The sequence below is a fragment of the Bacillus sp. CPT56D-587-MTF genome, from assembly GCF_058792335.1.
The window spans coordinates 1,155,561-1,177,620 of record NZ_JBYTEF010000001.1 but is presented as its reverse complement, the minus strand read 5'-3'; the positions used below and the strand labels follow the sequence as shown (position 1 = coordinate 1,177,620).

Here is a 22,060-nt window from a genome sequence, read left to right as displayed (position 1 = left end):
GGGAGAAAGAAATCATTTACAGTATTTCTCATAAGAGGTGACGCAGTGAAAAACAGAAGTATTGTCTTTAAACTATTTTTATTAACATCCACTTTATTTACAATCATATTCCTACTTTTTTTTCTAGGACAATCTCTATTTTTAGAGAAATTTTATATTAATAAGAAAGTAAAAACAGTCCAAACTGCTTTTGAAAAATTCGTAGATAATTATGATAAAAGTGATAAAAGTTATGAGCAGGTTAGAAAACTAAAACAAGAATTTCATGATAAAACAAATGCCGATATGCAGTTTTTGGATTCTAACGGTATTATTAAAAGTGATAACAATTACTATATCGATGTATTTAATCCCAATAATAATAAACAGTATTCCATTCCACTCAACAATCTTTTAACACCAGAAGAATATAATAAATTCGAAAATTTAGGTTTAAAAAAAGATGTAATAATCAATGTTGATGGAGTCGTACAAGAGAATAATATAATCACACCACAAAAATTAGGAACGAATTATAATCAATGGCAGAACGAACATTTCTATTCGGATTTTCAGTCAATTAATGGTAACCCTTCTAAGAACAGACTTGCAAGCCGATACAAATCTACAACTCGAATCGTCTTTACAGGTGTTATAACTAAGTTACAGCTCCCATCCAAAGCGGAGGTTCGTCTTGCAAATGATATTGAAACATTACAAGCCGTTCAATATTTTGCAGATATGATTAGAGAGGGAACTTCTAACTCGAACCAATTAAGTACTTTCATATTAGATGGCGGAGAAAATATAAAAAATAGTATCTTTGTAAAACCGATTATAGAAAATGGAAGGATTACAGAATACGCTTTTGCGATAGCATCTTTGCAGCCTGTTAATGAAGCGATGCTCGTTTTAAAAGATTATTATGTCTATGCCTTAATCATCGTGTTTCTCGTAATTATTTTGTTATCCTTCTACTACTCAAAAATCATTGTTAAGCCATTAATTAAAATAAATCGTGTTACAAAAAAAATGGCTAATTTTGATTTCAGCGAGAAATTACCTGTTACAGCTGACGATGAAATTGGCGGGCTTTCTGGCAGTATCAATACATTATCTGTAAATTTAAAAGATCGAATCGATCGATTAAATGTTGCTAATACAAAGTTACAACAAGATATTGAACGTGAACGTCAATTAGAAAAAACAAGAAAAGAATTCATTTCTGGCGTATCACACGAATTAAAAACACCGCTAAGTGTAATTAGAAGTTTTGCAGAAGGAATTAAAGATGGTGTTAGTAAGGATACTTCGTATTATACTGATGTTATTTTAGAAGAAACAGAAAATATGAACAGGCTGATTGTTGAAATGTTAGAATTAGCAAAGTTGGAATCTGGTACTTACAAACTAGATATGACGACGTTCTCAATCGGTGAATTAACGCAACAAGTCTACACAAAATTATTATTTAGCATGGAAGAAAAACATTTACAAGTGAACATCGATGCAGACCCTTCTATACTTGTTAAAGCAAATCGCAGTCGCATTGAGCAAGTAGTTGTGAACTTACTAAGTAATGCAATCCGTTATACGCCAGAGGGAGAAAAAATACAAGTCTCCATTATAGAAGCAGAAGATAACGTAAAAGTCGAAATCGAGAATACAGGAAACCCTATCCCTGAAGAAAGTCTTGAAAAAATTTGGGATCGCTTCTATCGTCTAGATGCATCACGTAGCCGTCACACTGGAGGTACCGGTCTCGGATTATCTATTGTAAAAAACATTTTAGACCTCCATCATGCCGAATACGGTGTGTATAATACGACTAACAGTGTTGTATTCTATTTCAATTTACAAAAAGTAAAAGAAGTCAAATAATTTGTCTTAATTTCACTAGGAGTTCACATGAAATTCACACTCTCCCTTTATAGTAAGAAACAAGTTAATCCTTTCCTTTACACATATAAAAGAGGAGAGTGCGTGAAATGAAACAAGCAGGACAACCTATTCAAAATGAAAAACAATTAGAAACTATCAAAAATATACTTTTACAATCTTCGAAACGTGATGGCTTATTATTCGTATTAGCTGTAAATTCTGGCTTAAAAGTAAGTGAAATCTTACAATTAAAAGTTAGTGATGTAATCGATGAAAATGAAAATGTTCGCCATTCCATTTTATTTTACAATGAAAAAGTGAAGAAACATAAATGGTTTGCTGTAAATGAAGACTTACAGCACGCAATCGAAGACTACATGAAAGAACGTAAAACTTGGAAACGTAATGAACCATTGTTAAAATCTCAAAAAGGAACAAAATCTATTACGAGACAACATGCATGGTACATTTTAAACAAAGCTGCAAAAGAAGTTGGATTAGAAGGGATTAGCTCACATACACTTCGAAAAACTTGGGGTTATTGTGCATACAAATCAGGTGTTGATATTGCATTTTTACAACACTTCTTTGATCACAGTACTCCATCAAAAACTTTAAAGTATATCGGTATTGCTTAATAACTCTTATACATAAAAAAGGTTACCATTTGAAAATTTGGTAACCTTTTTTATATTTCATATTCTCTTTTCTTGTCTCTCCTATACTGTAGTGGTACTCTAATAATAAGGGGGAGAAATTATGAACACACTTACAATTGAATTACCAAAAGAAACGGCTGAAAAACTTGATTTATTAAAACAAGCTTATGAAAAGAAAACAGGTGCTTCTATCTCTGAGAGCACTCTCGTTCAAACACTTATCTCAAAAGAATTTATCCAGGCGATAACTCCTTTTGATTTGCAACAATTCGTCAACGGAAAAGAACAGCATTAATGCTGTTCTTTTTCAGAGTGTTGGGAAACCCTTTAGGGTTCCCAACACTCTGGAATCTTTTTTGATTTTAGCGAATAAAAACAACATAAAATAATAGAATTTTAAAAAATAGCCCTCCACCTGACCCTTTTTGGTCAGGTGGAGGGCTATTTTTTTCATGTTTTGACAAGCTGCGGTGAGATAAGCTTGCATTTGGACAGACTTCAGCCCTCGAAACCGGGCATAGCGGTAGCCATGTAGTTCTTTGGCGTCTGCAAAGCTTCGCTCTATAGTGGAACAGCGTACTTTATACAACCTTTTCCCTGTAGCTGTTAGCTTGTTTTTTCTAGCAATATCCTTATATTTCTCCCACACATGATGAGTGATAACTTTTTGTTTTTGTTTCTTTGAAAAGCACACCTCACGTAACGGACAAACAGCGCAGTCTTCTGGATTCGATTTGTATTGACGGTATCCTTCACGATCAGTTGTTACATATTCTAGAATACATCCCATCGGACAAGCGAAAACATTCATTTCTTCTACATATTTAAATTGGCTTTTCGGTACTTCTTTATTCCGTTTTCCAAATCGGCGATACCCCATCACCATAAATATATTCCGTTCTGATAGTTTCTTACAGATATATCCTGTAAAATAGCCAGCATCAAGGGCAACAGCTTCTACTTTGAAGTCGAATTTATCAATCTGAGCTTGGAGGCGTGCTAAATACGGCTCGGAATCTGCCATATTTCCAGCCGTTACATAGGTATCTGTAATAATATTGTACTTCGCATCAGTCGTACGATGATCCAAGAAATGAAAACCATTTGGTTTTCCATCTCTCATTAAAAATCCACTATCTGGATCCGTTGTACTTATACGAGTTTTTTTGGTAGGGGTATCACTTTCCTTTCTAGGTTTTAATTCTTTTTTCCATGTACCTCACGATCTTCGATTACCGCAGCTTCTAGCTCGTCTATATAAAACTTTGCTTTTTCTTTTTTATATTTATGTACAAATTTATTTTTATTGGCATTGGCCTTAATATGTGTAGAATCTGTCATCAGTGCACGTCCTCCTACCATCCGGTGCTCCGTCGCTTGTCTCACAATCTCATCAAAAATTTCTTCGAAAATATTTGTATGAATAAAACGAGTACGACGATTCCAACTGATTGTAGAGTGATCCGGAATAGTATCCGATAGAGAAAACCCTAAAAACCAACGGTAGGCAATATTCGTTTTAATTTCCTTTTCCAATTGACGCTCAGAACGAATACCGTAAAAATATCCAATAAACATCATCTTAAATAAAACAATAGGATGAATGGACGGGCGTCCATTGTTTTCACAGTAATAAGGGCGTAACTTCTCTTCAATAAAATCAAAACTAATTGTCGCTTCAATTGCACGAAGGAAATGATCTTGTGGAACCAACTCTTCTACAGAAACAGATACACGCTCATCACGATGATTTTTTAAAGCACCCATCATAAAAAATCTCTCCTTTTCCTCTTTTTTATCAGTGTTGACACATAAAAAGAGGTTCAGACACAAAAACAGGCTGTGGAGAAGACTTTCTCCACAGCCTGGAAAAGAACAGCATTAATGCTGTTCTTTTTCAGAGTGTTGGGAAACCCTTTAGGGTTCCCAACACTCTGGAATCTTTTTTGATTTTAGCGAATAAAAACAACATAAAATAATAGAATTTTAAAAAATAGCCCTCCACCTGACCCTTTTTGGTCAGGTGGAGGGCTATTTTTTTCATGTTTTGACAAGCTGCGGTGAGATAAGCTTGCATTTGGACAGACTTCAGCCCTCGAAACCGGGCATAGCGGTAGCCATGTAGTTCTTTGGCGTCTGCAAAGCTTCGCTCTATAGTGGAACAGCGTACTTTATACAACCTTTTCCCTGTAGCTGTTAGCTTGTTTTTTCTAGCAATATCCTTATATTTCTCCCACACATGATGAGTGATAACTTTTTGTTTTTGTTTCTTTGAAAAGCACACCTCACGTAACGGACAAACAGCGCAGTCTTCTGGATTCGATTTGTATTGACGGTATCCTTCACGATCAGTTGTTACATATTCTAGAATACATCCCATCGGACAAGCGAAAACATTCATTTCTTCTACATATTTAAATTGGCTTTTCGGTACTTCTTTATTCCGTTTTCCAAATCGGCGATACCCCATCACCATAAATATATTCCGTTCTGATAGTTTCTTACAGATATATCCTGTAAAATAGCCAGCATCAAGGGCAACAGCTTCTACTTTGAAGTCGAATTTATCAATCTGAGCTTGGAGGCGTGCTAAATACGGCTCGGAATCTGCCATATTTCCAGCCGTTACATAGGTATCTGTAATAATATTGTACTTCGCATCAGTCGTACGATGATCCAAGAAATGAAAACCATTTGGTTTTCCATCTCTCATTAAAAATCCACTATCTGGATCCGTTGTACTTATACGAGTTTTTTTGGTAGGGGTATCACTTTCCTTTCTAGGTTTTAATTCTTTTTTCCATGTACCTCACGATCTTCGATTACCGCAGCTTCTAGCTCGTCTATATAAAACTTTGCTTTTTCTTTTTTATATTTATGTACAAATTTATTTTTATTGGCATTGGCCTTAATATGTGTAGAATCTGTCATCAGTGCACGTCCTCCTACCATCCGGTGCTCCGTCGCTTGTCTCACAATCTCATCAAAAATTTCTTCGAAAATATTTGTATGAATAAAACGAGTACGACGATTCCAACTGATTGTAGAGTGATCCGGAATAGTATCCGATAGAGAAAACCCTAAAAACCAACGGTAGGCAATATTCGTTTTAATTTCCTTTTCCAATTGACGCTCAGAACGAATACCGTAAAAATATCCAATAAACATCATCTTAAATAAAACAATAGGATGAATGGACGGGCGTCCATTGTTTTCACAGTAATAAGGGCGTAACTTCTCTTCAATAAAATCAAAACTAATTGTCGCTTCAATTGCACGAAGGAAATGATCTTGTGGAACCAACTCTTCTACAGAAACAGATACACGCTCATCACGATGATTTTTTAAAGCACCCATCATAAAAAATCTCTCCTTTTCCTCTTTTTTATCAGTGTTGACACATAAAAAGAGGTTCAGACACAAAAACAGGCTGTGGAGAAGACTTTCTCCACAGCCTGGAAAAGAACAGCATTAATGCTGTTCTTTTTTTATCTCTATTTAAAATATACAAAGTTTTATATATATTTTTAGAAAAACCATTGACAATGATAATGATAACCATTATCATTTATTATGAAGCCAACAATTGATGAATCAACCAAACGCTCAGTAACATTGTTACCCCTCTTTTTCATATAGAAAGGCACTGTACATTCCCCCTGTTTGTACAGTGCCTTTCTTGTTTATTATCATTCAAAAAAATTTAATTGCTCCGGCTTCGGCTCACCATATGTAATGTTCATCATTTTCATAAGCTGTTTCGCATTATCTGCTGCATCCCCACCTGAATTGTTGTTAAACAGTACGTATATATCCTTTGTTTTCTTTTTTAATTGCTCTAATCGTTCAACCCATTCTTCCAGTTCTTTATTGTTGTAGCGATATAAACAGCGAACTGCTCTCCAGTTTTCCCCTTTATCAAGCCAACCATGAACATTTCGACCGTGAAAACGTATTAATGCCATGTCTGAATTCGTAACCTCTAACACGAGTGGCACAGAACCTATCCCAGCCTGTGGTTCATCACAAATTGTATGAATCCATTTCTCTTGTTCTAGAAACTGTAACGTCCTATCTCTCATTTCTGGATAAAACCATGTTTGATTTCGAAATTCTATTGCACATGGTAAACCTTCCATTTTTTCTTTCGTATATCGAAGAAAATCTACATTTTTCTTTTTACAATCAAACCATGGTGGATATTGAAATAAAATCGTTTTTAATTTACCAGCTTCAATTAAAGGAAGAATAGATTGTTTATATACATCAAACATCTCATCGAACGTAGAAAAAGGAATTTCACCTTTCATATGTCCTGTCATTCCTTGATATGCTTTTACGATAAAAGAAAAATCTTTCGGTGTTTCCATTGCCCATTTTGTATAGTTTCGTGCAGGTTGCATCGCATAAAATGAGCTATCCACTTCTACTATAGGAAAATACTCGCTGTATGTTCGTAATTTATTTCTATTTTCATAGGGATTTATGTATAAAGAATCATGATCTCCCCATCCTGTCACTCCAATAAACAGCACATATACCCCTCCCTTTTTAACTTCATCTTCTATTCACTTTCCAAACACTTTGCATCATGTAGCCTTTTCTTTAAGAGTATCCTTATAAAAATATGATATACTATATGGAAGAATTTTTAAAATGAGGGGTTATTTATTTATGCTTCCAAACGATGCTACTGTATCTCATGAAAAACGAATTGAAGAACTAGAAAATAAAGTACGTTTTTATGAAGAACTTGTGAATCAATTACCACATCATTTCACATACAAAAATCCACATATTGGTTTACGAATAAAGAAAACTAGAACAACCCATTCCATTCAAGAAATACCAAAAGAGAATAAAGAGGCTCATTTTCAACTTACTTGTGATTCATTATTTTTATTTGAACAACTCGAAAAACACTTTGTACATATTTTTGATGCCTTTTCACATCATGTAACTTTTGTCGATAATAAAGGGAATATTACTTTATGTAATCAAGTTGCTGCAGATGATTTCGGTGTAATACGAAATGATATTATCGGAAAACCGATTCAACAATTACTAAACTTGCCGGAAGAAAAAATTAAAGCGATTGAAACATTAAAAACGGGAACAGAAATATATAATGAAGAAGTTTTAGACAAAAACTATGGCATTATAAATAACCGAATTATTCGTGATTATAACGGGGAGATTTTTAGAGTTATTAGTGTCTTTCATTATTTAAATACAGAACGTGATGCAGAGAAGTTTTCGTTAGCAGGGCGAATCGCAGCTGGAATTGCACACGAAGTACGAAATCCTCTTACAACAGTACGAGGATACTTACAATTTTTACAAGAAAGTGTTTCTCCATCTAATAAAGAACTATTTAAAAATTTACTTATTCCTGAATTAGATCGAGCAAATAGTATCATTACAAAATTTTTATCTCTTTCAAAAACACGTGAATTTAAAAGAGAACCCTTTCCTATTAATACATTTTTACGTGAGTATATTCAACAGTTACTAGCTAGCGAAGTCTTTTTACATAACATTTCAATTGATTATAATTTTTCTACCGAATTAGATGATATATTAGTTCATATTGATCGTCATGAACTTGTGCAAGTTTTTTTAAACTTATTCCAGAACGCTGTCGATGCTCAAGGAGAAAAAAAACTTTCTATCCAAATCACTAGTTACCGCCTAGATAATTTTGTTCGTATTACTTTCACTGATAATGGGACTGGTATTCCACCAGCGATTCAAGACTATATCTTTGATCCATTCTTCTCAACAAAAGATTCCGGCACAGGTTTGGGCTTGTCAGTAACGAAAAAAATTATTCAAAATCATAACGGTACATTAAAAATGACTAGTAATGAAGATGGTACTACTTTTACTATTTCAATTCCAATCTTACCTAAAACAGCCCTTGAAAGATTAAATCAATACAAATAAAATCCAATCCACGAACTGCATGTCAATTGTTACATCCTTCAACAATTGACATGCAGTTTTTATGTTGAACTTTTCTTCTTTACATTATATAAAACCTTCTCTATATTTTACTTATTTTTTGCTAGCTGGGCCGATTTCTTATTTTTTTAGAAATGGTAGTTTGTCCAGCACGGATTTAGTAGAAATTTCATTTTAATATATAGTAATGACTATTGATTCTATGAAAGAAAGGAATGAAAAGATGAACAATAAAAATAAAGGAAAAGTATTTTATGGTAATGATTGTTGTGAAGTCAGAACTTGCAGTCACATTAACATCTCTAAGTCCGAACTTACAGAATTCGTTAGACTTCTTCAAGCTCTTGGCCAAGCTATTCAAGCTGTCTTTCAAAACCCTTCTCAAAATAATATCAATAACTTGATCGCTGCCCTAAATAACTTACAAAAATTCCTCAATTGCTTAGATTTATCTCCAGCACAAAAACAAATTGGAAATTCTATTATTGCTAATCTATTAACTATTTTAAGAACAACACCTTTCTCGTGCGGAGCATTGTACGTTGAGCTACAAAGCTTGCTTAATTATTTATTGTATATCGCTAAGTTATTCAAAGTAGATTGTTGTACGATCGACAAACTAGTTAGACTCATAACAGAGATCCAAACTATCCTAGTTCAATACGGATCAGGTTGTCTTGGAGGTGGAGGAGCAACAGGCGCTACTGGCGCTACTGGTGCTACTGGTGCTACTGGGCTACTGGACCTCAAGGTATTCAAGGACCAGCGGGTGCTACTGGTGCTACTGGACCTCAAGGTATCCAAGGACCAGCAGGTGCTACTGGCGCTACTGGACCTCAAGGTATTCAAGGACCAGCAGGTGCTACTGGCGCTACTGGGCCTCAAGGTATCCAAGGACCAGCGGGTGCTACTGGCGCTACTGGACCTCAAGGTATCCAAGGACCAGCAGGTGCTACTGGTGCTACTGGCGCTACTGGACCAGCGGGTACGCCAATTCCTGTAACGATCGCGGCAATCGGAAACTCCAATGCTCAAACAATATCCCCTGGAACAAACATCCAATTTAATCAAGTTTTCGAAATAAATAACATTAATTTTAATGACACTGCAGATACTTTAACAATTTTAGAAACAGGCGTATATGATATTAGTTTCTCAGCGTCTACAACTTTCCCAGGCTCTTCACCGTTTGGATTCGGTATTTCATTCAACGGCCAACCACCTACTCGTAATTTCTCAACTAACGTTATCGGTAGTGCTGTATCGTTCTCTACAATCGTTACTTTACAAGCTGGTACAACAATTTCTGTACAACCTACAGCAAACACTATTTCTATTCCAAACACGGGCGATACAACTGCAACACTATCTGTATTCCGAATTTACTAATTTTCACTTGAAAAATATATTTATAATAATATGTATCGTTTAACCGTGCATTAAATCTCTCTTTATATAGAAAGGAGCACTTATTTGGGAGGATAAGTGCTCCTTCTTTACGTTTCTTTACCTCAAATTTACTCTATCTTAATCCTCTTTTTGTATGATAAATAATGAAGTCAAAGATATGAAAGAGGGATGAAAATGAGAGTTATGTCACTAATACGCATTTGGTTTGCTCTTATGGTATGCATTATTTTATGTGTAGGATTTTTTTTAACTCTAAAATATTCCACTATATCAAAAGCAGAGAGAAAAACTGTTCCATACAAACTTTTGTATACAAAACAAAGCAACATCCCTTATTCCAATGCAACAAATAATGAAAAAAAAGTTATAAAAGGAATGCTTATTACGAAAGCTTCTAGTTCCGAGGCGTTACTCCAAATTGCTGAAACGATTAAAGATCAGTATACAAATAAAAAAATCGATGAAATTACACTTTCTATCCACAATGAAAATAATGGTAATTACGAAGAAGAATTGCCTTACGAACCTATTAGTAAAGGCAAAATAATCGTCACATACGATTCCGAATCCTTTGGCAGTACGAATATTGTACTTAATGAGTAATATCATGTATCTCAACGGATATGGATTAATAGCTAATTAAGATAGACAAAAATCTCTACCGATTAAAATTTTATTTTGTTTTCATACAAAAAAAGAGGCGAATTTTTTTATTCGCCTCTTTCTTTTACCAAAATGAAGGAATCCATTCTTTCACTTTATCAAGCCACTCTTGTTGCTCTTGTTTTCGTTGTTGTTCCTCTTCTTTCCTTCTCTTCTCTTCTTCTTTTCTTCGTTTTTCCTCTTCTATTGTAGTCAATTGTTTTTTATAATCAGCCTCAGATATGAGCGATAACTGGAATGCTTTTTGAGCTGGATTTGCGTTTGCTTTTTTCATAATATCCCGGAACATTGTCGTCGTAATTTGACTACCCCCCGGAACATAATGATCGCTATCTGTTTTATCATATCCTACCCAAATCGCACCTACCAAATCTGGCGTGTATCCAACAAACCATGAATCCTTTGCACCGGTGCTCGGGCCATTTACAATTTGAGTAGTTCCTGTCTTACCTGCCGTATCAACATTATTAACTTTCGCCTTTTCGCCCGTTCCCTTTTCGACAACACCTTTTAATAAATATGTCATCTTTTGAGAAATTTTCTCGCTCGTCACTCGTGTCTCTTTCTTATACCACTTTCCAAGCGTTTCACCTTCAGCATTTTGTACCTCCCTAATTGCATGAGCTTCCACTTGGACTCCATCATTTGCAAATGTACTGTATGCTTGAGCCATTACAAATGGAGATGTCCCCACATGCATACCGCCTAAAGCAATCGGATACGTACGATCTTCTGGCACTAATGGGATACCAAATCGCTCTAAAGATTTCAATCCTTTATCTAATCCAATTTGTTCTAATAGCCACACAGCTGAAACATTGTACGACTTTGCCACAGCTTCATACATTGTCACATCACCGTGAAAAGTATGATCGCTATTTTGTGGTTTATATTCTTTAATGTTAAATGGTTCATCTTTTAATATATCGTATACTTCATATCCTTGTTCTAACGCTGGTACATATACAGCCAAAGGCTTTAACGTTGAGCCAGGTTGTCTTTTTAATTGGGTTGCATGGTTAAACTGTAAAAACTGATACGGCCCTCTGCCTCCAACTAGAGCTGGTACACCACCTGTTTTGGGGTTCATAAGAACTACACCCGTTTGCATAAGTTGGTCTGATCCACTATCTTTGAAATAACTATCATTATTCACAACGTCTTCTACAGCCTGTTGTTTTTTCGGGTCAAGCTCTGTATAAATACGATAACCACCCGCTAAAATTTCATTTTGTGTTAATTCGTACTTTTCCATCGCCTCTCTAACAATATAGTCTACATATTGAGAGTATTTTCCCTTGTATTTATCATCAACGCCACGTTTTAACACAAGTCCGCTCTCTTTTTCTTTATTATACTGTTCGTCAGAAATATACCCTTGCTCTTTCATTAAACTTAATACGACATTACGTCTTTCAATTGACTTGTTAAAGTTTTTATAAGGTGAATACGCAGATGGTGCTTTAATCAAGCCCGCAATCGTTGCAGCTTCTGAAATTGTTAAATCTTTTACATCTTTATCAAAATAAGATTTAGCTGCCCTTTTTATACCCCAAGCACCTTCACCAAAATAAATTTGGTTCATATACATTTCAATGATTTCATCTTTCGTATACGTGCGCTCTATTTTTTTCGTTAAAAAATATTCCTTTATTTTTCGGGAGTATGTGCGGTCTTGTGTCAGAAATACATTTTTCGCAAGTTGTTGTGTTATTGTACTTCCCCCTGCTACAACTTCTCCTGCTGTAATATTTTTAAAAACCGCACTTATAATTCCACTATAATAAATACCATGATGGTTAAAAAATTCCTTATCTTCTACTGCAACAATTGCCTGAACCATAATATCAGGAATATCTTTTCTTTTAACACCTTCTGTTTTCGAAGAAGCTAATTTAGTTGCGACCTCATTATTTGCATCATAAATTAAAGTCGGTTGTGGAACAGCTTGTTTTAATTCAGATATGTCTTGAATGGAAATTATTATATTTACAGCAATAAATAGAGTAACGAATACACTTCCCAATACAATTAATGAATTACGAAGTTTCTTCCTCTTATTGAACCACTCAAGCATTTTTTTAAAATGAGTGTTCTTCAATTTCATTCGTTCACTTCCTTCATTTATTTACACTCTTCTTTTTAAAAGGAAGAATATACCGCCTTTTAAATTTATTATAATAACGTAGTCATTCCTATAGTGTAAAGCTTTTCTTTTGCATTCATACTTTTTGCAAGAAAAGGACATTCTACAAGTAAGATATTCACTATTGGATATTAATATTATTAATAGAACAACGAGAGTTATGTTAAGTTTTTGTAAACTTTTCGATAAAATGTTTTAAAAAACGACAGTTTTTTGTTAGAATTGATTAGCCAATATATTTTACATATATTACTTTTGTGGGGGTAACAATAATGGTCTTTAAATCAAAAAAAGATAAATTTTCTGAAATGTTAATGAATGTTTCCGAAAATTTAAAAGAAGGCGCGCAGTTTTTCGTGGAGTATAAAATTAAAAATGCTAGCGATTTAAAAGAGTTTTCTATGCGCATGAAAGAGTATGAGTCAAAAGGTGACTCATTTATTCACGAAATCATTATGGAGTTAAACAAAGCGTTTATCACTCCGATTGAGCGTGAGGACATCCTACAACTTGCAATGAGTATGGATGATGTATTAGACGGATTAGATCACAGTGCTGGTCTGTTCGAAATGTATTCTATTACAGAAGCTGATGAATACATGATTAAATTCGTAGAAGCAATTAATCAATGTGCGATTGAGATTGCAAACTCTGTTGAATTAATGTCTAACAAAAAATTAGTCGACATTCGTACAAATGCGATTAAAATTAAGGATTATGAATCACAGTGTGATGATATTCGCCGTCATGCGATTAAGAACTTATTCTCTCGTGAAAAAGATCCGATTAAGATTATTCAATTTAAAGAGATTTACGAAGAGCTTGAAGAAGTAGCTGATAGCTGTCAAAGCGTTGCAAACGTATTAGAAACAATTATTATGAAGAACGCGTAAGGAGTTTGATCATGGATACACTCTTGATACTGACCGTTTTAGTAGTCATTTGCGCTTTAGCTTTTGACTTTATCAATGGATTTCACGATACAGCAAACGCTATTGCAACGGCTGTTTCAACGAAAGCTCTAAAGCCTAGACATGCCATTATTATGGCGGCTATTATGAACTTTTTAGGCGCAATGACATTTACAGGTGTAGCAAAAACGATTACAAAAGATATCGTTGATCCATTCGCCTTACAAAATGGTTCTCTTGTAATTTTAGCTGCTTTGCTTGCGGCGATAGCTTGGAACTTAATTACTTGGTACTACGGTATTCCAAGTAGTTCTTCGCATGCAATTATCGGCTCAATCGCAGGTGCAGCAATTGCGGCCGCTGGGATTAGCTCGCTAAATCTTAAAGGATTTATTAAAATTATTGAAGCTTTAATCATTTCACCGATTATCGCTTTCGTTATTGGTTATATCGTATACAGTATTTTTAAAGTAGTATTTAAAAACTTTAACTTAACAAAAACGAATAAGAACTTCCGTATATTCCAGATTTTCACTGCAGCATTACAAGCCTACACACACGGTACGAATGATGCACAAAAAGCAATGGGAATCATTACGATGGCTCTTATGGCTAATAACTATCATACTTCTAGCGATATCCCGTTCTGGGTACAATTATCTTGTGCTATCGCAATGGGGCTTGGTACTTCTGTCGGTGGATGGAAAATTATTAAAACTGTCGGTGGACAAATTATGAAAATTCGTCCTGTAAATGGTGTAGCTGCCGATTTATCATCATCACTTGTTATTTTCGGTGCAACATTCATTCACTTACCGGTTAGTACGACGCACGTTATCTCTTCTTCTATTTTAGGGGTTGGTGCTTCTCACCGTGTGAAAGGGGTAAAATGGGGAACTGCAAAACGTATGTTAATTACATGGGTTATTACACTTCCTATTTCAGCTTCTTTAGCTGCTCTGTTTTACTACCTATTACATTTTGTTTTCTAATCAAAAGTCGTCTTCCTTATTTTTCTAGGAAGACGACTTTTTTGTGAACAAGCCTATTTCTCATTAAAAAGCGTGTATAATAATTGATGGATAAGTTATTTAGAGGAGTTGGCAATTTTGGAATACATCATGTTACTTTTCATCGGACTAATCGCCGGAACAGTCGGCAGCCTAGTTGGGCTTGGAGGCGGAATTATTATTGTTCCGTTATTAATTGGATTACACAGTTTATCACCACAACTTGCAGTAGGGACTTCTATGGTAACAGTCGTTTTCACAGGACTATCTTCCACCCTTACTTACATGAAGCATAAGCGAGTAGATTATAAAAGTGGACTTATTTTATTTATCGGAAGCGGCCCTGGTGGTATTATCGGATCATGGGCAAATAAATTTTTAAACCAAGACACATTTTCTTTATACTTTGGGATTTTCCTTATATTCGTCTCAATTCTACTTATGCTTCGAGACAAATTAAAACCTCTTTCCCTCTCAAATACGTCTGTAATTAAGCGTTCTTTTACAGATAATGATGGAAATACTGTACACTACCAATTCCCACCGTTTCTTGCTATCTTTATCGCTTTTATAGTTGGGTTTATATCTGGATTATTTGGAATTGGTGGCGGTGCCTTACTTGTTCCAGCAATGATGCTTCTTTTTGCATTCCCAGCACATATTGCAGTAGCAACTTCAATGTTCATCGTATTTCTATCAGCAATTGTAAGTTCTGCAACTCACATCTCACTTGGAAATGTCAGCTGGATTTATGCATTAATCCTGATTCCGGGTGCATGGATTGGCGGAAAAATCGGGGCTTACATTAATACAAAACTAAGTGGTAACGCCGTAATTAATTTATTGCGTATTACGTTAATTATTCTTGGAACTAGATTAATCATTATTTCCCTTTTATAACGTATTCTTTTTAGAATGCGTTTTTCTTATACACATGAATATAAAAATCCTCCGAGGAGAACAAATAAAATTAAACAAACACATAATAACATATAATTTGAAATATGTACTTTCTTCAAGTTGACCACTCCTATAACTGCGACTGTTATCTTTATGATAGCGAAAAAATAGTTCACTTGCAGTTACAGAGTGCTAACAATGCAAAATCAATTATTACAAATTTTATCCTTATATTTCATTTCTTTGTATATTCTATCGATTTAATAAAAAAAGATGTCATATTGACATCTTTTTTAGTGAAGAAGTGACCATCCCATGAAGTCTTCATGTACTTGGCACGCCCTCTTATCCTTTCGATCATATAATTCAGCATAACTATCTGTTTCTTCATCATAAGCCATCGTATAAATAATTTGGCCGTCTACTTCAACGGATAAAACGACTCCACCTTTCATCTCTTCTACATGAATGATAGCATTCGCCGGAATTCTCATATCCGTCATTCTCATCGCATCTAACAATATACTAAACCCCCTACAGCGTATTCATTGCTAGTACTATTACACACTAAATAGTATACTACTGTAATAGCATACATTTCGTCAATGAAATTGCTGTTGAAATAGCATATTGTCTATATACATATACGCTAAAATAGAAGAAATAGAAACATATTAATGGGGGGCTAACATTGATTCTACACAAAGGAGATGTACTATTCCGTCAAGGCGAGGACGGTCCTTTATACTTTATAAAAACAGGCTTATTAAAAGTAGTTCGGCTAGAAGAAAACGGAACACCATTTTTATTCAACATTATCGTTCCAGGTGAAACGATACCTCATCATTCTTTAATTTCACCGAAAGAATATCACGGTACAGCTATCGCTTTAATAAAAACAGAAGTGGAACCGATCACTAGTAGTGAATGGTATGAGAGACTTCAAGCAAATCCCGAATCGTATGCTAACATTGCTATGCAATTGCAATCTAAATTAAGAATGATGCAACAACGAATTGATCAATTGACAACCGTCTCCCCGAAAGAACGTCTTCATCGTTTACAAGAATGGTTCACCCTATATTTAGGTGACATTCCTATATATGAAATATTAACACAAACCGAAATTGGCCAACTGATAGGTATACGCCGTGAAACAGTAAACCGTTTATTACGAGAACAAATAAAAAACGAGGTAAAATAAATACCTCGTTTTTTTGCTTATTGTAAGCTTGTTGCTGGGCCGAAAAATTCATAATGAATATGCTCTTGTTTCACACTTAAATCAGTTAGTGCAGCATTTATATGCTTCATAAATGCTACTGGACCACAGAAATAGAACTCTGCTTCAGTTGTCGGAATAATAGTTTTTAACCATTCACTTTCAATGAAACCTTCTTTATCAAAGTTCTTCATTTCTAAATCTTTTTCAGTCGGTGCAGAATAACAAGTATATGCTTTAACTTGTTCATATTCATTTTCTACTGCCTTAACGTGTTCTTTCATTGCATGTGTATTACTATTTATTGCTGCATGAACAAAATATACATTACGTTTTGAATCTTGTTCAATTAACGTATTTAACATACTCATCATCGGTGTAATCCCCACTCCACCACTAATTAGTACAACTGGTAATGTTGAATCCATATTTAACACGAAATCTCCCGCTGGTGCACTTACTGGTAAAACATCTCCTTCTTTTACATGTCCATGTAAGTAATTAGACACTTTACCGTCTGGTGTATCTACACCTTTTTCTTTTTTTACACTAATACGATAATATTCTTTCCCAGGAGCATCGGATAAACTGTATTGACGATTATGTGTATATGTCTCACCTTCAATATTGATTTGAATCGTTACATATTGACCTGGGATGAATGAAGAAACTTTCCCTCCATCTTCAGGTTTCAAATAAAATGACGTAATAACATCGCTTTCCTTCACTTTTTTTACAATCACAAAGTTGCGGAAGTCTTTCCATCCACCTTCTTTATGTGCAGCTTCTTCATACATCTCTGCTTCAATGCTAATGAATGCATCAGCAATTACACCATATGCTTCTCCCCATGCATTTAAAACTTCATCAGGTGCACCTGCGACCTCTTTAATGGCACGTAGTAAACATGTACCTACAATCGGATAATGCTCAGCTTTAATCCCTAAACTTCTATGCTTATGACCAATTTGTTTTACAACTGGAATAATTGCTTCTAAATTATCAATGTACGTTGCAGCTGCATAAACAGCATTCGCTAACGCTTGTTGTTGTCTTCCCTTTTTCTGATTCGTATGGTTGAAAATATTCAACAATTCCGGATGTTCCGAAAATAAAATTTGATAGAATCTCGTTGTAATTTCAACACCTTTTTCTTGTAATAATGGTACTGTTGACTTTACGATTTCAATTGTTTTTGCACTTAACATTGTATCCCACTCCTCTATTTCCTTAACTGTTTTTAGTTTAACTGAATCTTATAATGCAGATTGTGATTTTAATCACTATTAACACGGTGTTTTTGTGAATAATATATGAACATTGCATTTACAAAAGAAAATAAGCTAACTAGAATTCTAGCTAGCTTATTATTTTGTTTGTATAGCTTGTTCGATTACTTTTATATCTTTCCCATCGCCAAACTCCGTATACCCCCAGATATTCGTTTCACCTCTATATTTATTTACGATAATATCCAAGTCATGATATACACGGTGGGCATACACTACATACTCAATATTTTGAAGTTCCACACCTTTTTTTACAATTTCATAGCTTCTATTTACATCGCGTTTTATTTTTTCATTCTTTATTTCCGTATGTATATTTTTTAAAGATTGTTCTTGTTGTTGAAACCATTGCTTAAATTGATTCCAATCCCCGTCTGTATAATTCTCTGCTTTACCATAATTTAAGAAATTATTATAGCTTTCATGTGTCATTCGAATAAAATCTAGCACTTTTGTCTCTTCTTGCACATCTTCTATTTGAGCTATTGTATTTACCTCAGCAGGCTTATTCGCATAATGTAACAGCACTTTCATAAGACTATAACTCGCAATGATCATCACGATAATAATACCTAATACATTTAACAATTTCTTCATACACAGAACTCCTTCTCTACTAAAAATATTGCAACGTATGACTATACTTGTAACATTCTCTCGTAGAAATATAATTCCTGTATTAATTCTTCCTATCATTTCGACAATATTTTTCTATACATTTCTCGTTGGCAAATGTTCTTGTAAAACAATATATCCTTCATAAGCTGTGTAACCGAGTATAACCATTAATCCGATATAACAAGCAAATACTGTCCATTTCGTTTTCGCATCCACTTTATAATAGTTTTCTTGTTGTTCCTTTTCTGTTTTCCATTCATTTAATTTTCTTTCTGACGCTTCAAATGCTTCCCTTATGTGAATTGTATACTCATCTTTTTCATCTTCATATGGAACATAATCTAACGGTTCGAACTTCGGTAAAAGATACTCTAACACTTCCATTTTTTGAAGTTCACCTATTTGTAACTCTTTTTCCCGTTCTCTTTGTCTTAATGCATTCATCTCATGATGCATCACGTATATAGTCCGATGTACAGCACCCGTTTCTTTTAATTCCTCTTCAAGCCTAGTAACATATTCTTTCATCCCATCAATTTTATGCCCTAATTCCTTAATCGGCTCATCTCTCTTTATTACTCTATATAACTCCATACAACCGATAATAACAATAAATCCTCCCAAAATACTTTTAAAGTAAATTGAATAGCCAAGTAATAAAATAAGGCCTGCTCCCCAAATTTTAGTACTGACAACTGAAATAATTCTCCCACCATCTAGCGGCGAAACGGGAATTAAATTAAAGAAATTAATCATACTTCCAAGCAAAATAACAAGCGCCCAAAATGGCTCTTTCGTCATTATATAAAGCGGTATCGCCGGTAAAAATGACAGAAGTCCGAAAAGCGGCCCCATATAGGCAATGTAAGCTTCATCTTTCGCATTTTTCGGCATCTCTTTCATTCCAATAAGGGCCCCCATAAATGGAATAAAGATTGCTGGCGATGTCGGGATCCCCTTTCTTTTCGCAGCCCATAAATGGCCCATTTCATGAACAAACAACAAATAAATGAGCGCTACTCCAAATTTCCAACCATATAGAACTGCGTATGCGCCAAGCGATAGAAACATACTAAATACCGTTGAAAACTTTGCTAATTTAAAAATTGCAAATACCCACTTTAACTTAGACAGTAAAAATAGACCTACCGCAACAATAATTCCCCATAATCCTTTTTTATTATTTTTCATATTCCTCTCCTTTATCTCTCATTAATGAATCATATTCATTCATCAAAGCTTGTTCTTTTCTCTATTATGACATATTTTTTTCTATTGTTAGAAATAATGTTTATATAATCCATTTTCAGCCAAAAATATAAATAAAAGGAGGTGTACACAAATGAATTTACAATCTCTTATAATAGGTGCTCTATCGTTTTTAGCTTCAACTCTTATTTTTTATACCGTTAGTTACGTATTATTATTAGATTTGTTGCCCAATCACGTATTTATTGCCCTTGTCATCCTTTCCGCTCTTATGATTTCTTTTCTTATTACACGAAAATCAATGAATGAGCCATCTGCAAAAGCAAAGTAATAGAGAGGGGTGCTTTCCCCTCTCTATTATCATTTCCTAGGAAAGGCCATATAGATTTGACAAGTTTACATTCATTCCAATCCGTAAGGGCTAATTAAAGGCTCACTTTATCTTTGAAAATTCATTTTTTCACCATAATCTTTAACAATCTGAATTATATTTTGAAACACACCTATTTTTTCTTTTTCACTGTTTAATATTTTCAAATCATAATTTTCGTAATATGTTTCTAATGATTTTAATTGTGATTGTGAAGCGCTTTTTATCAGAACAGTAGCATGCAATTCATATTGCTTATACCCTTCCTTTACTTTTTCACCTAAAATTATTTCACTCTCTTTTGCTCCAATTAATTTTTGAACTTTTTCTGGAAAATTGAGTTGCAAATAATATTCTTGCTCCTTCACTAACTTATTGTATAGTGATTGTGAAATCGTATACCGTACCGTATAATTCACGTTTTGATCGCCTGTTTTAATATGAAATGCGGTAATCTGTAAATCTTTTTTTGTTACTTCTGTTAAAGGGCTTACCTGCATCTCATCTTCTTTTTGTTCTGAGACATTTGGAAATATATCCAAAAGCTTTTCCGTATCTTTTTCATTCAACATATACATAGCTTTCTTATATTGCACCCATCCTCGTCTATCTTCTCCTCTTAACCATGCATAATAAGTTTCTTTTTTCCCATCTCTACTAATTTGTATTTCATATTCAGGTTCACCGAAGCTTCCTGTTATTTCTTGTTTCTCAGCTTTATTCAAAATGTCTATTACTAACTTCGCTTCTGATTCCTGCAACTTTTTCTCTTTATGTTTTTTTTGTATAACGGTTACCCCTATTGTTTCTTTCACTTCATTCACCGTCTCTTCTACTTTTTTTGTTTCTTTTTTCGGCTCAACTTGACCACAAGCTGCTAGTAACATAACAAACAACAACACCAATACATATTTCCCTTTCAAATTAATCCTCCTCTTACGATAAGAAATCCTTATAATCTTCATACATAAAACAAAAACGTGACATCCTATTAAATACGCTATACTAATCATTGAAAGGAGGTCTTTATCATGTCCATTAATTTTCATGATGAAAATAATAAGTACACATATGCAACAAGAAACGCTCATATTTCTTGGGCTGAAATGGTAAAAAACATTACAGAAATACAAAACAAGCAAATAATTGATATCGGCTGTGGTGGTGGGATTTATACGAAAGAACTCGCTCTTATGGGAGCCAAAAATGTTGTGGGACTTGATTTTTCAAAAGAAATATTACAAGCTGCAAAAGAAAATTGTAACAACTTTTCAAACATTTCATTCATCCACGGTGATGCACATAATATCCCATACCCTAATGAAACATTCGACATAGTTATTTCGCGTGCAGTTATTCATCATTTACAAGACATTCCTACATTTTTACGTGAAGCTTCTCGTATATTAAATAAAAACGGTGTACTTATTTTACAAGATCGAACAATTGAAGATTGTACAATTCCAGGAAGTCCCGAACACATTCGCGGATATTTTTTCTCTCTATTTCCAAAACTTATTGAAATAGAGTCAAAAAGACGTCCAAAAACCAACACTATACAGACAGAATTACAAAAACATTCTCTTCATGTACTTCCCGCACAAACACAATGGGAAATACGAAAAATACATGATTCTGTAGAAGCATTATTGCAAGATTTATCTCCTCGAACAGGTCGATCCATTCTATATGAGTTAACAGATGATGAACTTTCTCAACTTCTACAACATATACAGACCGCATTACAAAACGTCTCTCCTATTATTGAAAGAGATCGATGGACAATTTGGAGCGCCATGAAGTTGTAAGGAAGGAAGCCTCACAAAATA

At 34.4% G+C, this 22,060-nt stretch carries 18 protein-coding genes and 3 pseudogenes; 12 read left to right on the top strand and 9 right to left on the bottom strand.

What is annotated here, in order from left to right:
* Positions 1 to 45 precede the first annotated feature (45 nt).
* The 3 genes from AC3WVZ_RS06175 (at position 46) to AC3WVZ_RS06165 (ending at position 2,814) form a co-directional block, all read left to right on the top strand.
* Positions 46 to 1,860, top strand: coding sequence for a sensor histidine kinase (locus tag AC3WVZ_RS06175; protein ID WP_000797515.1), 1,815 nt, complete (start codon positions 46 to 48; stop codon positions 1,858 to 1,860).
* A gap of 107 nt (positions 1,861 to 1,967) precedes the next feature.
* Positions 1,968 to 2,498, top strand: coding sequence for a tyrosine-type recombinase/integrase (locus tag AC3WVZ_RS06170; protein WP_000806236.1), 531 nt, complete (start codon positions 1,968 to 1,970; stop codon positions 2,496 to 2,498).
* Positions 2,499 to 2,619: 121 nt separating this feature from the next.
* Positions 2,620 to 2,814 carry a DUF3924 domain-containing protein gene (locus tag AC3WVZ_RS06165; protein ID WP_001094860.1) on the top strand — a complete coding sequence of 65 codons (195 nt, stop codon included), beginning with the start codon at positions 2,620 to 2,622 and terminating at the stop codon, positions 2,812 to 2,814.
* 105 nt (positions 2,815 to 2,919) lie between these two features.
* On the opposite strand, the pseudogene AC3WVZ_RS06160 reads toward AC3WVZ_RS06165, so the two are convergent.
* From AC3WVZ_RS06160 to AC3WVZ_RS06150, 3 genes and pseudogenes are all read right to left on the bottom strand, one after another.
* Positions 2,920 to 4,289: pseudogene (locus AC3WVZ_RS06160) on the bottom strand (IS1182-like element ISBth7 family transposase); the annotation flags it as partial.
* Between the two features lie 220 nt (positions 4,290 to 4,509).
* A pseudogene (locus AC3WVZ_RS06155) lies at positions 4,510 to 5,879 on the bottom strand (IS1182-like element ISBth7 family transposase); the annotation flags it as partial.
* Positions 5,880 to 6,208: 329 nt separating this feature from the next.
* Positions 6,209 to 7,054 (bottom strand): DUF72 domain-containing protein, encoded by an 846-nt coding sequence (locus AC3WVZ_RS06150; protein ID WP_000897361.1) that lies wholly within the window; start codon positions 7,052 to 7,054, stop codon positions 6,209 to 6,211.
* Between the two features lie 139 nt (positions 7,055 to 7,193).
* Between AC3WVZ_RS06150 and AC3WVZ_RS06145 the strand changes: the two genes are divergently transcribed.
* The 3 genes and pseudogenes from AC3WVZ_RS06145 (at position 7,194) to AC3WVZ_RS06135 (ending at position 10,496) form a co-directional block, all read left to right on the top strand.
* Entirely contained in the window at positions 7,194 to 8,465 is a 1,272-nt protein-coding gene (locus AC3WVZ_RS06145) for an ATP-binding protein (RefSeq protein ID WP_000937244.1), read from the top strand.
* Between the two features lie 205 nt (positions 8,466 to 8,670).
* Positions 8,671 to 9,872 (top strand): annotated as a pseudogene (locus AC3WVZ_RS06140) (Gly-Xaa-Xaa repeat protein).
* A gap of 195 nt (positions 9,873 to 10,067) precedes the next feature.
* The gene (locus tag AC3WVZ_RS06135) at positions 10,068 to 10,496 is read left to right on the top strand and encodes a hypothetical protein (protein WP_001265569.1); all 429 of its coding nucleotides are present in this window, start codon (positions 10,068 to 10,070) and stop codon (positions 10,494 to 10,496) included.
* Positions 10,497 to 10,620: 124 nt separating this feature from the next.
* Here the strand turns inward: AC3WVZ_RS06135 and AC3WVZ_RS06130 are convergent, their stop codons facing one another.
* Positions 10,621 to 12,663, bottom strand: coding sequence for a transglycosylase domain-containing protein (locus tag AC3WVZ_RS06130; RefSeq protein ID WP_000769242.1), 2,043 nt, complete (start codon positions 12,661 to 12,663; stop codon positions 10,621 to 10,623).
* Positions 12,664 to 12,974: 311 nt separating this feature from the next.
* Between AC3WVZ_RS06130 and AC3WVZ_RS06125 the strand changes: the two genes are divergently transcribed.
* From AC3WVZ_RS06125 to AC3WVZ_RS06115, 3 genes are all read left to right on the top strand, one after another.
* Complete coding sequence (locus AC3WVZ_RS06125) at positions 12,975 to 13,595, top strand: DUF47 domain-containing protein (protein ID WP_000231449.1); 621 nt, start codon at positions 12,975 to 12,977, stop codon at positions 13,593 to 13,595.
* A gap of 11 nt (positions 13,596 to 13,606) precedes the next feature.
* The gene (locus AC3WVZ_RS06120) at positions 13,607 to 14,605 is read left to right on the top strand and encodes an inorganic phosphate transporter (RefSeq protein WP_000380272.1); all 999 of its coding nucleotides are present in this window, start codon (positions 13,607 to 13,609) and stop codon (positions 14,603 to 14,605) included.
* Between the two features lie 117 nt (positions 14,606 to 14,722).
* A complete protein-coding gene (locus AC3WVZ_RS06115; RefSeq protein WP_000455762.1) occupies positions 14,723 to 15,523 on the top strand; it encodes a sulfite exporter TauE/SafE family protein in 801 nt (266 codons plus the stop codon).
* 293 nt (positions 15,524 to 15,816) lie between these two features.
* Here AC3WVZ_RS06115 and AC3WVZ_RS06110 read toward each other — a convergent pair whose 3' ends face one another.
* Entirely contained in the window at positions 15,817 to 16,044 is a 228-nt protein-coding gene (locus AC3WVZ_RS06110) for a hypothetical protein (protein ID WP_000883008.1), read from the bottom strand.
* A gap of 170 nt (positions 16,045 to 16,214) precedes the next feature.
* On the opposite strand from AC3WVZ_RS06110, the gene AC3WVZ_RS06105 reads away from it, so the two are divergent.
* A complete protein-coding gene (locus tag AC3WVZ_RS06105; RefSeq protein WP_000600589.1) occupies positions 16,215 to 16,727 on the top strand; it encodes a Crp/Fnr family transcriptional regulator in 513 nt (170 codons plus the stop codon).
* 17 nt (positions 16,728 to 16,744) lie between these two features.
* Here AC3WVZ_RS06105 and hmpA read toward each other — a convergent pair whose 3' ends face one another.
* The 3 genes from hmpA to AC3WVZ_RS06090 form a co-directional block, all read right to left on the bottom strand.
* A complete protein-coding gene (hmpA, locus tag AC3WVZ_RS06100; RefSeq protein WP_000947336.1) occupies positions 16,745 to 17,953 on the bottom strand; it encodes an NO-inducible flavohemoprotein in 1,209 nt (402 codons plus the stop codon).
* Between the two features lie 159 nt (positions 17,954 to 18,112).
* Positions 18,113 to 18,631 carry a hypothetical protein gene (locus tag AC3WVZ_RS06095; RefSeq protein WP_000735227.1) on the bottom strand — a complete coding sequence of 173 codons (519 nt, stop codon included), beginning with the start codon at positions 18,629 to 18,631 and terminating at the stop codon, positions 18,113 to 18,115.
* Between the two features lie 114 nt (positions 18,632 to 18,745).
* Positions 18,746 to 19,843, bottom strand: coding sequence for a site-2 protease family protein (locus tag AC3WVZ_RS06090; RefSeq protein WP_000794503.1), 1,098 nt, complete (start codon positions 19,841 to 19,843; stop codon positions 18,746 to 18,748).
* Positions 19,844 to 19,994: 151 nt separating this feature from the next.
* Between AC3WVZ_RS06090 and AC3WVZ_RS06085 the strand changes: the two genes are divergently transcribed.
* A complete protein-coding gene (locus AC3WVZ_RS06085) occupies positions 19,995 to 20,192 on the top strand; it encodes a hypothetical protein (protein ID WP_001053356.1) in 198 nt (65 codons plus the stop codon).
* Between the two features lie 107 nt (positions 20,193 to 20,299).
* Here AC3WVZ_RS06085 and AC3WVZ_RS06080 read toward each other — a convergent pair whose 3' ends face one another.
* Positions 20,300 to 21,154 carry a YhfM domain-containing protein gene (locus tag AC3WVZ_RS06080; protein ID WP_000677061.1) on the bottom strand — a complete coding sequence of 285 codons (855 nt, stop codon included), beginning with the start codon at positions 21,152 to 21,154 and terminating at the stop codon, positions 20,300 to 20,302.
* Between the two features lie 108 nt (positions 21,155 to 21,262).
* On the opposite strand from AC3WVZ_RS06080, the gene AC3WVZ_RS06075 reads away from it, so the two are divergent.
* The gene (locus tag AC3WVZ_RS06075) at positions 21,263 to 22,039 is read left to right on the top strand and encodes a class I SAM-dependent methyltransferase (protein WP_000026281.1); all 777 of its coding nucleotides are present in this window, start codon (positions 21,263 to 21,265) and stop codon (positions 22,037 to 22,039) included.
* Positions 22,040 to 22,060 lie beyond the last annotated feature (21 nt).

Excerpts from the sequence above, each read along its gene's own strand:
- AC3WVZ_RS06170 (WP_000806236.1), top strand. The coding sequence starts at position 1,968 with ATGAAACAAGCAGGACAACCTATTCAAAATGAAAAACAATTAGAAACT.
- AC3WVZ_RS06165 (WP_001094860.1), top strand. The coding sequence starts at position 2,620 with ATGAACACACTTACAATTGAATTACCAAAAGAAACGGCTGAAAAACTT.
- AC3WVZ_RS06145 (WP_000937244.1), top strand. The coding sequence starts at position 7,194 with ATGCTTCCAAACGATGCTACTGTATCTCATGAAAAACGAATTGAAGAA.
- AC3WVZ_RS06135 (WP_001265569.1), top strand. The coding sequence starts at position 10,068 with ATGAGAGTTATGTCACTAATACGCATTTGGTTTGCTCTTATGGTATGC.
- AC3WVZ_RS06130 (WP_000769242.1), bottom strand. The coding sequence starts at position 12,663 with ATGAAATTGAAGAACACTCATTTTAAAAAAATGCTTGAGTGGTTCAAT.
- AC3WVZ_RS06125 (WP_000231449.1), top strand. The coding sequence starts at position 12,975 with ATGGTCTTTAAATCAAAAAAAGATAAATTTTCTGAAATGTTAATGAAT.
- AC3WVZ_RS06120 (WP_000380272.1), top strand. The coding sequence starts at position 13,607 with ATGGATACACTCTTGATACTGACCGTTTTAGTAGTCATTTGCGCTTTA.
- hmpA (WP_000947336.1), bottom strand. The coding sequence starts at position 17,953 with ATGTTAAGTGCAAAAACAATTGAAATCGTAAAGTCAACAGTACCATTA.
- AC3WVZ_RS06095 (WP_000735227.1), bottom strand. The coding sequence starts at position 18,631 with ATGAAGAAATTGTTAAATGTATTAGGTATTATTATCGTGATGATCATT.
- AC3WVZ_RS06090 (WP_000794503.1), bottom strand. The coding sequence starts at position 19,843 with ATGAAAAATAATAAAAAAGGATTATGGGGAATTATTGTTGCGGTAGGT.
- AC3WVZ_RS06085 (WP_001053356.1), top strand. The coding sequence starts at position 19,995 with ATGAATTTACAATCTCTTATAATAGGTGCTCTATCGTTTTTAGCTTCA.
- AC3WVZ_RS06075 (WP_000026281.1), top strand. The coding sequence starts at position 21,263 with ATGTCCATTAATTTTCATGATGAAAATAATAAGTACACATATGCAACA.